This window comes from Streptomyces humi (genome assembly GCF_001005085.2).
GTDB classification, from domain to species: Bacteria; Actinomycetota; Actinomycetes; order Streptomycetales; family Streptomycetaceae; genus Streptomyces; species Streptomyces humi.
On sequence record NZ_LBMU02000055.1, the window covers coordinates 60,401 to 72,974 of the forward strand.

Annotated in this window: 14 protein-coding genes and 1 pseudogene; 9 read left to right on the forward strand and 6 right to left on the reverse strand. The window is 68.2% G+C overall.

Translation table 11 applies throughout. The features are described from left to right. The first annotated feature begins 96 nt into the window (after positions 1 to 96). The 5 genes from AAW13_RS24740 (at position 97) to AAW13_RS24760 (ending at position 3,594) form a co-directional block, all read left to right on the forward strand. The gene (locus AAW13_RS24740; protein ID WP_046731815.1) at positions 97 to 1,086 is read left to right on the forward strand and encodes a pirin family protein; all 990 of its coding nucleotides are present in this window, start codon (positions 97 to 99) and stop codon (positions 1,084 to 1,086) included. Positions 1,087 to 1,108: 22 nt separating this feature from the next. Beyond that, positions 1,109 to 1,447: a GNAT family N-acetyltransferase gene (locus AAW13_RS24745; RefSeq protein WP_046731793.1), complete on the forward strand. Its 339-nt coding sequence runs from the start codon at positions 1,109 to 1,111 to the stop codon at positions 1,445 to 1,447. Between the two features lie 9 nt (positions 1,448 to 1,456). Then, positions 1,457 to 1,924 carry a MarR family winged helix-turn-helix transcriptional regulator gene (locus tag AAW13_RS24750; RefSeq protein ID WP_046731816.1) on the forward strand — a complete coding sequence of 156 codons (468 nt, stop codon included), beginning with the start codon at positions 1,457 to 1,459 and terminating at the stop codon, positions 1,922 to 1,924. A 93-nt stretch (positions 1,925 to 2,017) separates the two neighbouring features. Beyond that, on the forward strand, positions 2,018 to 3,124 hold the full coding sequence (locus tag AAW13_RS24755) for an LLM class flavin-dependent oxidoreductase (protein WP_046731794.1): 1,107 nt from the start codon (positions 2,018 to 2,020) through the stop codon (positions 3,122 to 3,124). A gap of 38 nt (positions 3,125 to 3,162) precedes the next feature. Continuing rightward, positions 3,163 to 3,594: a tetratricopeptide repeat protein gene (locus AAW13_RS24760; RefSeq protein WP_046731795.1), complete on the forward strand. Its 432-nt coding sequence runs from the start codon at positions 3,163 to 3,165 to the stop codon at positions 3,592 to 3,594. A 168-nt stretch (positions 3,595 to 3,762) separates the two neighbouring features. On the opposite strand, the gene AAW13_RS24765 is transcribed toward AAW13_RS24760, so the two are convergent. Both AAW13_RS24765 and AAW13_RS24770 read right to left on the reverse strand, forming a co-directional pair. Then, entirely contained in the window at positions 3,763 to 4,707 is a 945-nt protein-coding gene (locus AAW13_RS24765) for an HAD family hydrolase (RefSeq protein ID WP_079178947.1), read from the reverse strand. A gap of 716 nt (positions 4,708 to 5,423) precedes the next feature. Further along, complete coding sequence (locus AAW13_RS24770) at positions 5,424 to 5,666, reverse strand: hypothetical protein (protein ID WP_046731796.1); 243 nt, start codon at positions 5,664 to 5,666, stop codon at positions 5,424 to 5,426. An 845-nt stretch (positions 5,667 to 6,511) separates the two neighbouring features. Here AAW13_RS24770 and AAW13_RS24775 point away from each other — a divergent pair. The 3 genes from AAW13_RS24775 to AAW13_RS24785 all read left to right on the forward strand — a co-directional run bounded on the left by AAW13_RS24775 (position 6,512) and on the right by AAW13_RS24785 (position 8,807). Beyond that, positions 6,512 to 7,477 carry a hypothetical protein gene (locus AAW13_RS24775; RefSeq protein ID WP_143145042.1) on the forward strand — a complete coding sequence of 322 codons (966 nt, stop codon included), beginning with the start codon at positions 6,512 to 6,514 and terminating at the stop codon, positions 7,475 to 7,477. Beyond that, positions 7,477 to 8,553, forward strand: a complete 1,077-nt coding sequence (locus AAW13_RS24780; protein ID WP_071659678.1) for a hypothetical protein — start codon at positions 7,477 to 7,479, stop codon at positions 8,551 to 8,553. The genes AAW13_RS24775 and AAW13_RS24780 overlap by 1 nt, the downstream gene beginning before the upstream one ends. Before the next feature lie 74 nt (positions 8,554 to 8,627). Then, positions 8,628 to 8,807: a hypothetical protein gene (locus AAW13_RS24785; protein ID WP_046731799.1), complete on the forward strand. Its 180-nt coding sequence runs from the start codon at positions 8,628 to 8,630 to the stop codon at positions 8,805 to 8,807. Between the two features lie 242 nt (positions 8,808 to 9,049). Here the strand turns inward: AAW13_RS24785 and AAW13_RS24790 are convergent, their stop codons facing one another. Together AAW13_RS24790 and AAW13_RS24795 are read right to left on the reverse strand one after the other, a co-directional pair. Beyond that, on the reverse strand, positions 9,050 to 9,625 hold the full coding sequence (locus AAW13_RS24790; protein ID WP_046731800.1) for a hypothetical protein: 576 nt from the start codon (positions 9,623 to 9,625) through the stop codon (positions 9,050 to 9,052). Between the two features lie 27 nt (positions 9,626 to 9,652). Continuing rightward, on the reverse strand, positions 9,653 to 9,991 hold the full coding sequence (locus AAW13_RS24795; RefSeq protein ID WP_046731801.1) for a PadR family transcriptional regulator: 339 nt from the start codon (positions 9,989 to 9,991) through the stop codon (positions 9,653 to 9,655). A 529-nt stretch (positions 9,992 to 10,520) separates the two neighbouring features. On the opposite strand from AAW13_RS24795, the gene AAW13_RS47825 reads away from it, so the two are divergent. Then, positions 10,521 to 11,261 (forward strand): lamin tail domain-containing protein, encoded by a 741-nt coding sequence (locus AAW13_RS47825; protein WP_420855492.1) that lies wholly within the window; start codon positions 10,521 to 10,523, stop codon positions 11,259 to 11,261. A gap of 361 nt (positions 11,262 to 11,622) precedes the next feature. Here AAW13_RS47825 and AAW13_RS24805 read toward each other — a convergent pair whose 3' ends face one another. After that, positions 11,623 to 12,276, reverse strand: a complete 654-nt coding sequence (locus AAW13_RS24805) for a class I SAM-dependent methyltransferase (protein WP_046731802.1) — start codon at positions 12,274 to 12,276, stop codon at positions 11,623 to 11,625. 33 nt (positions 12,277 to 12,309) lie between these two features. After that, positions 12,310 to 12,519, reverse strand: a pseudogene (locus AAW13_RS46965) (IS256 family transposase); the annotation flags it as partial. Positions 12,520 to 12,574: the final 55 nt, after the last annotated feature.

Genomic DNA, 12,574 nt, shown 5'->3' on the forward strand with positions numbered 1-12,574 from the left:
GCGGTGGCCTGTGCTCGGGTGAGAGCTGTGGCCATCGGCCTGCCTCCGTGGCATCATAGTTGATGTGACAACCAGATCGTGTGGGAGGTGCTCCCGGTGAGCAACGTGGAAACGGACGCCGCGGCGCTGCACTGCGGCGAGCTCGTCGAAGGCGACCGTCCGGCCGGAGCGCCCCGGGTCGATGTCCTGGCCGCACGCGAGGTCCCCCTGGGGGGTCCGCGTGCGATGCGCGTGCGGCGGACGCTGCCCCAGCGGGCGCGCACCCTGATCGGCGCCTGGTGCTTCGCCGATCACTACGGCCCGCACCAGGTCACCGCGGCCGGCGGCATGGACCTGCCCCCGCATCCGCACACCGGCCTACAGACGGTGAGCTGGCTCTTCAGCGGCGAGATCGAGCACCGCGACACCCTCGGCACCCACGCCCTGGTCCGGCCCGGCGAGATGAACCTCATGACCGGCGGATACGGCATCGCTCATTCCGAGGTCTCCACCGCGAACACCACCGTCATCCACGGCGTCCAGCTGTGGGTCGCGCTTCCCGCGGAACACCGCGACACCGCCAGGGACTTCCAGCACCACGTGCCCGAACCCGCGCAGGTCGACGGGGCCGAGATCAGGGTCTTCCTGGGCTCGCTCGCCGGCCGGACCTCCCCGGTCCGGACCTTCACCCCGCTGCTCGGCGCCGAGATCGTCCTCGAACCGCACGCGACGCTCACCCTCGCCGTGGACGCCGGCTTTGAGCACGGCCTCCTCGTGGACAGCGGGGACGTCCGCCTGGTCGACACCGTGCTGCGGCCCGCCGAACTCGGCTACGTCCCGCGCGGCGCGGACGCCCTGACGATGGTCAATGAGACCGACGCCTCCGCGCGGACCGTGCTCCTCGGCGGGCCTCCCTTCGGGGAGGAGATCGTCATGTGGTGGAACTTCATCGGCCGCAGCCACGAGGACATCGTGAAGGCCCGCGAGGACTGGGAGGCCTCCTCGGACCGCTTCGGCGTCATCGAGGACTTTCCCGGCGGCCGCCTCCCCGCGCCGGCCCTCCCGAACGCCGTCATCACACCGCGCCGCAACCCACCGACCCGCTGACCTCCCCTGCGAAAGGCACATCATGAGCGAGTCCTCCACCACCACGGCCGTCGAGCGGGTGGACGGCGGTCACCGGTACGACATCCTGGTCGACGGCCGGCGCGCCGGCCTGACCGCCTACCGTGACCTGGGCGCGCAGCGCGTCTTCTTCCACACGGAGATCGACGAGGCCTTCGCGGGCCAGGGCCTGGGCGCGCAGCTGGTCCAGCAGGCGCTCGCCGACGTGCGCGCGTCCGGAATGCGGATCGTCCCGGTCTGCCCCTACGTCGCCAAGTTCCTCAAGCGGCACGACGAGTTCGCGGACATCACCGACCCGGTCACACCCGATGTCCTGCGGTGGCTGGAGGCCCAGCTTGGCTGAGTGGTCCGGGTGAACAGGGCATCAGGACGGTTCGGTCCGGCGGAGGGTGACGCCTGGCGCTGTCTGGCCCGGATGCAGGAGAGGCTGCACGGCCGGGTGGCTCGCCGTCTCCAGGCGGACTCCGGCCTGTCCGCCGCCGACTACGTCGTGCTCGTCCATCTCACCGAGGCGGTCGGCGGCCGTATGCGCTCCGCGGACCTGGCCAGGGCGGTGGAGTGGGAGAAGAGCCGGATGTCGCACCAGATCTCCCGCATGGTGAAGCGCGGGATGGTCCTCCGGGCGGAGTGCCCGGAGGACGGGCGCGGCGCGTTCGTGGTCGTCACCCCGGTGGGGCGGGAGATGATCCAGTCGGCCGCGCCCGGCCATGTGGCCACGGTGCGCCGTCTCTTCGTCGACCTCCTCACGCCGGAGGAACTCGGCACGCTCGCCGGCGTCGCAGGCCGTGTCGTCGACCAGCTGGACAGACGGTCCGAGTAGCTCCACGCCCGGCGGATGCGGAATAGACATCACCATGCCCGCGTTCCGAGACGGTGTAGTTGATGCATCAACAAAATGGAAAGGGTGAGGACGATGCAGTTCGGCATCTTCACCGTCGGTGACGTGGCCACCGACCCGAACTCGGGTCGCACGCCGACCGAGCACGAGCGGATCAAGGCGATGCTCGCCCTCGCACAGAAGGCCGAGGAGGTGGGGCTGGACGTGTTCGCGACCGGCGAGCACCACAACAGGCCGTTCGTGCCGTCGTCCCCGACCACCATGCTGGGCTGGATCGCCGCGCGTACCGAACGGATCATCCTGTCCACGTCGACCACGCTGATCACCACCAACGACCCGGTGAAGATCGCCGAGGACTACGCGATGCTCCAGCATCTGGCCGACGGCCGCGTCGACCTGATGATGGGACGGGGCAACACCGGCCCGGTCTACCCGTGGTTCGGCAAGGACATCCGGCAGGGAATCGGTCTCGCCGTCGAGAACTACGCGCTGCTGCGGCGGCTGTGGCGGGAGGACGTCGTGGACTGGGAGGGGAAGTTCCGCAGCCCGCTGCAAGGCTTCACCTCCACTCCGCGGCCGCTGGACGGTGTCCCGCCGTTCGTCTGGCACGGCTCGATCCGCTCGCCCGAAATGGCCGAGCAGGCCGCGTACTACGGCGACGGCTTCTTCCACAACAACATCTTCTGGCCCAGGGAGCACACCGGGAAGCTGATCGACCTGTACCGGCAGCGGTACGCGCACTACGGCCATGGCACCCCCGAGCAGGCGATCGTCGGCCTAGGCGGCCACGTCTTCATGCGCCACAACTCTCAGGACGCCGTCCGCGAGTTCCGCCCGGTCTTCGACCACTCACCGGTGATGGGCGGCGGAATCTCCATGGAGGAGTACATGGAGCAGACCCCGCTGACCGTCGGCACCCCCGAGCAGGTCATCGAGAAGACGCTCACCTTCCGCGAGTACGCGGGGGACTACCAGCGCCAGTTGTTCATGGTGGACGGCGGCGGCATACCGCTGAAGACCGCCCTGGAACAGATCGACATGCTCGGAGCGGAGGTCGTACCGGTGCTCCGCAAGGAGTTCGCCGGGAATCGGCCGGTCGGCGTCCCCGACGCCCCCACCCATGCCTCGCTGCTCGCCGCACGCGATGCGGCCGGCGCACCGACCGCCACACCGGCAGGCTGAAACCGTCCTTCACGGGACTTGGGGAACGGAGTTGGACGATGACCGACAACTACAACGCATACCAGGCGACTGACGGCGTGTCACCAGATCGCTGGGCAAGCGCACTCCACCTCTTCGACAACGGGGCCGGCGTACCGCACGAGGAGACCACCAGGGAGCGCTGGGAGCGCGCTCAACTGCTGTTCGAGGCCAGGGACTACATCGGCGCCGCACGGCTGCTCGGAGACGTTGTCGAGGAAGTTCCGGAACAGACGGGCCCCAGGCTCCTGCTGGCCCGTTCCTACTACCACTCCGCGCAACTCGGCCGTGCCGAAGAGCAACTGCGCCAGATCATCGAGCGCGATCCGGTGGAGCACTACGCGCACCTGATGCTCGGCCGGACTCTGCAACGCCAGGGTCGCCAGGACGAGGCGCAGCCGTGGCTGCGTATGGCTGCCGCGTTCTCCGGAGAGTTCCCGCACAGCGACTGAACGATGCGACGGCGAATGTGCGTGCGGCGGTTACCGGTCGGCCGGTGACCGCCGCTCACACATGCGTCCGATGACGCGAGACTGTTTCACACATGCCTCGGCCGTGGGCGGACCGAGTGGTGGGCCCGTCGTGGCAGCGGAAAGCCGCACCGGCGATTCATTTGCGCATCAGACCGAACAGGATCCCGCACCGGACTCTCGGGCACCACATGCGCCGGCCCGGGCCGACGCTCGGTGGGCTTGGGCTTGGGCTTGGGCTTGGGCCTGCGCCTGGGCCTGCGCCTGGGCATGGATGAATTCTTCCAACACATGGGCCACACCGTCCTCGTCGTTGGAAGGCGCGCGATAGCGGGCAGCCGCCAGGACGTCTGGATGGCCGTTGGACATGGCGTAGGAATACCCGACCGCACGCAGCATGGGGAGGTCGTTGGGCATGTCACCGAAAGCGGCGATCTCATGGCTGGCGACGCCCTGCCTGCTGCTCCAGGCGACCAGGGTGGTCGCCTTGGTGACGCGAGGCGCGCTGAACTCCACCAGGGACAGCCCGGTGGAGTGCGTGGTTTCGGCGCTCCGTCCGGCGGTGCGTCGTGCTTGCTCGTAGAAGCCGTCCAGCGGAAGGTCCGGATGGTGGGCGAGGATTTTGACCAAGGGGCTGCCCGCGATACGGGTGACAATCTTTTCGGCCGGAGCGACCAGTTCGACCGCATCCCCTTCGAACGACCACTCCGGATAACCCGGTTCGTGACCGAAAACCTCGCCGAACTCAAGAGCGAAGGACACGCCGGGGATCGCCGCACGCATCCGTCGCACGAGCTGCACGGCTGTGCAGGACGGGATCGGAAACGCCTGAGCGATGGCCCCGTCCGGGAAATGGACCGTGGCGCCGTTCGCGGCTATGACGACGTGGGGTCCGACACGCTCCAACAAGGCAGGCACGCCACGCGGCGGACGGCCCGTGACGAGCACCACGCGTGTCCCGGCCCTCTCCGCCGATGCCAGCGCAGCTCTCGACCGGGGTGACAGCGACCCGTCACTGCGCAGGAGCGTGCCGTCCAGATCCGTGGCGATCAGCTTCGGAGGCACGGCAAGCGGCGGGAACGGCACGTTGGTCACTGGTGGTTGCACCTTCGGAATCGGTGGTTGCTCGCTATGTGCAGCAGTAGCGGGATGTGGCGCCCGCGGTCATGGTCAAGAGGGCGGCATAGAAGATGACGGTGATCGCCACGCCTGTCGCCCAGCGACGCAAGCCGCGCCGCGCCCCCGTTCTACGCGCCGTCTGGTCGCGCGGCGGATCGGGTGGGGTCATGACGCTTCCCGGCCGAGTCCGGGCGATGCCTTCGACCCGGAGGCCCGCTCGGGAGAACGCGGGTGCGTCCAGGCGAAGGACAACGTGGTCGGAAGCATCGGAGAACTCAGTCCCCGGGCCGCCCTGGCCAGTTCCAGAGCGGCGTCGCTCACCGTCGTCGGTGCCCGGCGGTACTGGTGCTGTCGAGGCTGGTGGTCGATCAGCAGTAGGCCACTTGCCTCGGGCCCCGGCAGTGTGACGAGGCCGCTCGTGGGTGGCGTGCTCATGGGACCTCCTCGGCCCGTCCCAGGGTGTCCGGGATAAATAGATGACACATCACCTATGGTGCTGGTGTCAACTATCCGGCCGCGCTCGCGGGGCCGCGGGCAGCAGCTACTTCTTCTAGCCAGCTGCGAAGCCTCCCGCGAGCCCCGCCTGGGATACGTCCACGCACAGGATCACGCGGGGCGCAGCCACGCTCGCATTCGCCACGGCTGCCGATGCTGACGGGATGTCATTGATCTCGTCGGAAGGGCGCTCGGGGTCATTCGGTCCGCGGGGCGTGGGCGCGGCGCCATTCACCGCGCACAAGCAGGGAGAGGAGGATCGTGGTGCAGACGGAGAGAGCGACGATGGCCCATTCGAGGGCTCCGCTGTGCTGATCGGGGTCGATTCCGAACAGCGCCTCGATCCAGGCGGGCCATGCCAAAGTCAGAACGAAGAGGCTTGCACTGACAGCAGCGGCGACCGCCTCGACCCACCCTCGCAGACGCACATCTCGCTTCATGCCGCGCTCCCTCCGCACCGTGCAGGCAGGGACTCCGACAAGACCGTCACATTCAGTAGGTTCCTGTCCGGGGCGCCTGTCAAATTCGTCTCGTGCAGCCGCCGTATCGGCCTGACTGGCAGGCAGGCGGGCGGAGTGGAACATTGGGACGTATGAACGTAGCTGGTGCTGCCACGCGGTGGCACCGATGTCACCGCGGGATGCCGAGGAGTTGTTGGCGCCGCCTCCGCCGCTGTCGATCGTCCTGGGCCTACCGTCAGCCCGACCCGCTGATCTACAGCCAGCAGTACTTGCAGGCACAGGGCTTCGCCGACACGCAGGCACAGGGCTTCGCCGTCACGTGGGACAGTCCCGACCTGGACGGACGCGTTGATCACAGCGCGGCTTCCTCCGGGGCCAGGGCCGGCACCAAAGTCCTTCCAACGGGCGCTCACGGTGCCAGGCAGCCCTGAGGATCGCCCGCACCCGATCCTCGTGCGGGATCCGCCCCGCATCGACCACGTGTCATTCGTACCCGGCACGAGGGCGGTCGTGCGTCGGGACACGGTTGGCAACGTCCCGCTGCCTCCGAGCACGGCAGGCCTCGGCTTGAGTTTGATTCATCCAACACAACACCGTGGCCATTTCGGCCCGCGCGGTGCGCCCGGAGGCCGCGAACGGTTCGGTTGAGGAGTTGGTGTCATGGATCGCATCCGTATCGACACCGCGGAGATCGCGTTCGAGGTCCGCGGGGTTGGCGAGCAGGTCCCGCTCGTTCCCCCGGACAGGTGGGCGGCTCATGACCCCACTTGGCGGCGATTGCCGTGAGTGCCGTCTTGCGTCAGATGCTCGCGATCTTGCTATTCATGCTGCGCGCGCTGCTTTATGACTGGCTGGTCGCGGTGGTTCGGTTGGCCTTGGTGCTCTGGGCGAGGCTGGTCACGGCACGGCGCCGAGGTCGGCTGCCCGATCGCCTCGGTCGTGCTGATCCGGGCCGTTGTGTGCGTGTGAGCGACCCGGCGTACAAACGACCTGACCCGCTCATCTACGACCAGTACTACCTGATGGCTCTCGGTCTGGGCGTTACCTGGGACAACCCTGACATCATGCTCTTCGAGGGCGGCGTTCCCGTCTCGTCCTCCGACATCAAACCCGATACCGACTACGAAATCTCCGCTCGGATTTGGAACGGCTCTACAGAGGCGCCCGTCGTCGGCCTGCCGGTGTCGTTCTCGTACTTGAGCTTCGGCGTGGGCACGGTGAGCCACCACATTGGTGGCGCAACGGTCGACCTCGGCGTCAAGGGAGGACCAGGTTGCCCGGCCACCGCGACGCACGCTTGGCGCAGTCCGGCGACGCCCGGGCACTACTGCATCCAGGTCGAGTTTTCCTGGCCGGACGATCTCAACCCGGCCAACAATCTCGGCCAGGAGAATCTCCTAGTGGTTCCGGTGAACTCGTCGGCTACCTACACGTTCGCGCTCCGCAACGACACCGACCGGACTCAGAACTACCGCTTCGAGGCCGACGGTTATGCGATTCCTGACCTCCTGCCGTGCGAGCCGGTGGGTGATCCGCCCCGGCGGGATGGCGGGGTCCGGTACATGCTGGCTCTTCAGGCTCGACATAGTCGGGAGGTCTTCCCGGTTCCCCGTGGTTGGAGCGTGGGCTTCATACCCGCGGAGCCGACCCTGCGGCCTGGTGAGGAGACCGCGGTCGCGGTCGCGGTCACGCCGCCCGACTCGTTCCGTGCCCGACAGCCCATCAACGTCCATGCCTTTCACGCGGGTGGGCTCGCGGGCGGGGTCACTGTCTACGTGGAGCGTGGCTGATGGCCTTCCGCCAGTACACGAAATGTGTCGCCCCTGGTAGCCATCACGGCAAACAGTATGCCCAGGTCGTGATCACCGCGGCCGCGGCCGCGGTTGTGATGATCGGGGCCGGAGTCGGATTCGCACCCGGGGTCGCCGTCGTCGCGCTGACAGCCATCCTGATCTACTGCCGCTGGTGGCTCTGCGACCGTCTCGTCTGTCTCGACGGAGGCAAGGACGTGTGCGCGGTGGGTCTGGTGATCGGTGTCGAGCCCGCCAATGAGAAGAGCGGGCTGAACTCGTTCGACACCGACTACAGCGTCAACCTTATGCTCGCCGGGACGTCGATCGGCGACGACCGAGCCGCAGCAGAGGCGTCGTTCCAGGGCAACCTGATCAAGAACCAGCTCGGCGGCGTGAAATTCCCGATCAACGAGACGCCTGACTTCACCGGCCATTCGGTCTTCGACGCCGACACCGCAGCCACGATCAAGGGGATCATGGGCAAGTCCGACGACTTCAGTGATTCCGAACAGAAGCTCGTCGATCAACTCGTCCAGCAGCTCCACCTCCCCAACCCGACGGCCGTTCTGCACGTCGAGTTCGAAGGCGGTGGCGTCTATGACCTCATGCTCGCGGCGCTCGCCGCGCTCGCGATCGCCTCTGTCGCGGCGGCCCTGTGCGCGGCCGGGATCATCGGGATCATCGCCTGCCTCATCCTCTCCGCCATCGCCGCGGTGGTGACCGGCATCGGCGCCCTCGTCGGCCTCAGTGACACCGGCAACCCCAACGACGTGAACGCCAACCTCGGCGAGCTTCACCCCATGCGGGACTGGCTGGTGGTCCAGGGCAGCTGGGTCTACGACTCGGCGCATGACGGATGGAACGAGATTCATCCGATCAAGCACTGCCAACGGATCACCCCTGACACGGCCGACGAGGACGGACGCCGTCGGTGGGACGCGGCGATCAGTACCGCCTCAGCCGCAGCGACCGTGTCCGCTCAAGGTGAGCCGACGAACACATGGCAGGTGCACCCCAGCGTCGACGGCTGCCGCCAGAGGACATCGGAGGGCCCGGGGCCGCACATCGGCTGACAGCTGCCGTTCGGGCCACCTCCCGGGGTTGGCGTTCGCTGTCCGTGCCGGCGCACCAGCCGCCAGTCGGAGAGGTGGCGGCGACCAGCGGCGACCGGAGGTTGGGCGCCCGCTGGTCGCGGCCCTGCGACGACCTGGTTCCCTCCCTGTGCGGTTCGGATGTCGGCGCCGACGCACGTACCGGAGTCGGCGCGACCGCCTTGCCTCTCGACCTCCGGGTCGTCATCGCCGCCGAGGTCGGGATCGCCGGCTGATCACCTCCCATCCCTTCCACCGGCCATGCCATCCCGGGGCCGAGTACGTCTGCCGGGACGGCTCCGGCTCTTACGGCGGGGTGATTCGCCAGGTCCTGCCTGAAGCGTGCAGGTCAGCGACACGTGGCATCTGTGCGGGCATCTGTGCGGCAGGGCCCGAGCCGAGGTCCGCTCCCAGTCCGCTCCACCGCCCAGGGACGGGACCGGACGATGAGGGTGCGCTGCTGACCCACAAGGTGAGGTCACTGGTCACGGTTGGTTCCCTGCCCGGCGTCTCGAAGGCATCGGTAGTCGCGGACGACGGTGACTGCCGTGTTCGTGCAGACGCTGACGGCGAGAGCTGCGAGGGTGAAGGTGAGCCAGCTCATCTGCGAGTCCCGGAACGACTGGAGTGCCGTTGCGGAAACGGTCCAGGCGCCCAGAAGCGGGATCCGGCTCCTTTTGATCGTTCGCCGGATGAGGCCGGGCCCGCTGACGCCTGCCCGCACGGTGTTGCGGGCGCCCCCGAGAGCGAGGGGGGCCGCGTAGCGCAGACCGTTGACGAGGCGGCCGAGCCAGGGCGCAGCGTCGTCGCTCAGGATGTAGTGGAGTTCGGCCACCCACTCGCCGTGCAGACGCCGCCATTGGGCCCGACTGACGGTGATGCGCGCCAGATAGAGGATCAGAAACGGCAGACGCAGGGTGATCTTGCGTGTGGCGGCCATGGCGAGTTCGTAGAGGACGGCCGCGACCACGGCTGCGATGAGCGCGGTGCGCCAGGCGACGAGACCCTCGCCGAGAACCGTCGGGCCGCCATCGGTGCCGGCCGCCAGCTGCACCGCTTCCTGTGGAATTCTCACGACGTGTCAGGCCCCCTCGGCGCCCGCGCCGGGCAGCCATCCCGGAGTACGTGCGGGAGGCCGGGACCGCTCGCTCAGCTCGGTGAGTTCGCGATGCGCTGCCCGCGCGCCGTCCCGGGTCATCGTGTAGTAGCGGCGGGCTGGTCGGCCCGCTTCCGCGGGATCGATGTCCTCGTTCTCGCCGGTGATCCAGCCTGCCCGTTCCAGCCGGGCCAGCGCCGGATAGAGGGTGCCGCTGGAGACGCGGGCCTCGTTCATGAGCTGCATGCCGTACCGGGGAGCGTCAGGGTCGGCGAGAAACACCTGAAGCACCCGCACAACAGCAGGCGTGAGCGTGAAATCCATGGCGCGACCGTACACCCAATATCGCGACCCGATATAGGCTTCAACTGCATTGATGCCAGCCGACATAGGGGTCGAGCCATGGTGGGGGTCGAGCGGGCTCGCGAGCCCCGAAACCGCAACCGCTCCTGGGAAAGGCGCTGGCTTCCGGGAGCGGTTGGGGAGTGAGCTGGGTGGGCTGGTGGCATTCGTTCGGGCTAGGGCGGCTGTTACACGCTTCCGGGCCGCGGCACGCCTGCCGGAGACGGGGCGGCCCCTGCGTTCGTGGCGGCGAGCTCGCCGATTCAGCGGGACTGGCTGATGACAGGCCGTCAAATAGTCATGTTCATCGCATACATGCATGTTCCATGCGAGAGTCACAGAAATATCCGTGATTCGTCACGCGCTTCGCGTTTCCCCCGGATCGTGTCGGCCGGCGGGCAGGGTGTGGATGCGCGGCCGACCGGCCGCCAACTCGCCCAACACACCCATCCTGACCTGCGGCTTTGTTGCCGTGTGTCCGGGGGTGTCCGGCCCCGTGAAGGGGGACCCTGTGTCCGTTTCTGTGACCGCCCGCCGTGTCACCGCCGCCGTTGCCGTGGCTGCTGCCTGTGTGGGTGGGCTCGCGTTGCCCGCCGCGGCCGTCGGCCAGGCCGCCGCCCGCCCGCACGACGGGGCGGTGGTGATCAGTGGCGTGCAGTACGACTCCCCGGGCCGTGACGACGGCACCAACTGGTCCGTGAACAAGGAGTGGGTGGACGTCACCAACACCTCCCGGCGGGCGGTGAACCTGGACGGCTGGACGCTGTCGGACGAGGCCGGCGACACCTACACCTTCGACCGCTTCCGCCTGGACGGCCGCTCCACGGTCCGTGTCCACACCGGCATCGGCCGCGACCGCGCCGCCGACGTCTACCAGGACCGCCGCACCTACGTGTGGGACAACTACTCCGGTACCGCGACTCTGCGCAACGATCACGGCCGCTTCATCGACGAGGTCTCCTGGGGCTACCACCGCGGTGGCGGTCACTGGATCGGAGAGGGCGACCACCGCGGCCATGGCGACCACCGGTTCGGTGACGGCGACCACCGCGCCGGCGGTGAACACCGCGGCCGTGGCGACCACCGGTTCGGTGACGGCGGCCACCGTGGTGGTGACGATCGCCGGTTCGGCGGCGATCACCGCAGTGGTGGCGAGCACAGGTTCGGCGGCGACCACCGCGATGAAGGCCGCGGGCTCCATGACCACCGCGGTCTTGGCGATCACCGCAACGGCGGTGACCACCGGCGCTGACCGCCCGTGGCTGCCGGTGGCCGGAAACCCCGGTCCGGTCACCGGCACCCCGCTTTCGGCGGTGCACTTGTCCCCGGGGGAGTACCGCCGGCCGCCGCGGCGTAATGTCTCTTTCCGTCCGGCCCGTCACCCGCTTCCGCCGTGGTGACGGGCCGGACGGCTGCTCAGCATGCGAGGGCACAAGATGGCGGGGCGTCATTCGCGAGTGCCGGCGGACAGTGGCCTGGGGGAGGGGAGTTGGGGCGAGTGGCGGCTTGAGGACGGATCGGCGGGTTTCGCGCGAAGAGGCGAGTCTGGTCAACCCGGCTGTGTGGAGTGGCTGTGTGGAGTGATAGTCAAGTCCTGTGGATCTGAGTCGCTTTCATGACGATACGGGCTTGCGGGCGAGGATCTGGATTGCCGTTGACTCGTGGCCGTTCATGGTGGGCACGGTGATGGTCCGGGTGTCGATGGTGTGGAACCCGGTGAGCAGGGTGGAGAACCACTCGCGAGGGTGGTGGCGGCAGACCGCACCGTCGCCGGTTTCGAACACGCCGTAGCTGCCGTGACGATCAGCGTGGCGGCCGTAACGAATGCGGTTGCGTTCATCGTCTTGCAGCAGCAGATCGCTGATGTAGAGGATCCCGCCGGGCTTGAGGATGCGGTTCAGCTCGGCGATCAACCGGTGCTGGGCTTCATCGCCGGGAATGCAGGTCAGCACGGCGAAGAGCAGAACGGCGTCGAAGCCTGCGTCTGGACTGGGCGCGGCGGGTGGTGCGTCCAGGGCGGCAAAGCGCATGGTGGGGTACAGGCTGCGGGCCCGGTCGATCATTCCCGGTGAGGCATCGAGGCCCGTGAGGTTGGCGAAGCCTCGCTGTTCGAGCTCCTTCATGATGCGGCCGTAGCCGCATCCGTAGTCGAGGATCGCGGCCTGCCTGCTGATCCTGTCGAGCCAGGGGAGATGGAGGGGGTGGGTGAACGTCTTGGTGGCCGCGGCGGCATCCCAGTAGGGAACCTGGCTGTCGAGGTCGGACAAGGCGGGCGCCTTCCTGGGCTTGGCTGAAGCCGGTCATGCTGCCACGGTGGTTGGGCGTTCGACGAGTTGACCGCATTCGAAGCGGGCTCCGGCACGGACGAGGGCAACGAGACGGGGTACGTTCACGGCCCGCCACCGCTGCTCGGCGGACTCGACGAGCTTGAAGACCATGGCCAGGGCGGCGGTGCGGGAGCCGGTCCCGCGGGTGACCTTGGACCGCAGCCGGACGGACGTTGAGGTGGACGCCGTCAGCCCACACGGGCCCGCAGCAGGCCCCCTCGGCCTGAGTGTCGTCGGC

Coding starts and splice junctions, on each gene's coding strand:
- AAW13_RS24745 (WP_046731793.1), top strand. CDS start 1,109: ATGAGCGAGTCCTCCACCACCACGGCCGTCGAGCGGGTGGACGGCGGT.
- AAW13_RS24755 (WP_046731794.1), top strand. CDS start 2,018: ATGCAGTTCGGCATCTTCACCGTCGGTGACGTGGCCACCGACCCGAAC.
- AAW13_RS24760 (WP_046731795.1), top strand. CDS start 3,163: ATGACCGACAACTACAACGCATACCAGGCGACTGACGGCGTGTCACCA.
- AAW13_RS24770 (WP_046731796.1), bottom strand. CDS start 5,666: ATGAAGCGAGATGTGCGTCTGCGAGGGTGGGTCGAGGCGGTCGCCGCT.
- AAW13_RS24775 (WP_143145042.1), top strand. CDS start 6,512: ATGCTGCGCGCGCTGCTTTATGACTGGCTGGTCGCGGTGGTTCGGTTG.
- AAW13_RS24780 (WP_071659678.1), top strand. CDS start 7,477: ATGGCCTTCCGCCAGTACACGAAATGTGTCGCCCCTGGTAGCCATCAC.
- AAW13_RS24795 (WP_046731801.1), bottom strand. CDS start 9,991: ATGGATTTCACGCTCACGCCTGCTGTTGTGCGGGTGCTTCAGGTGTTT.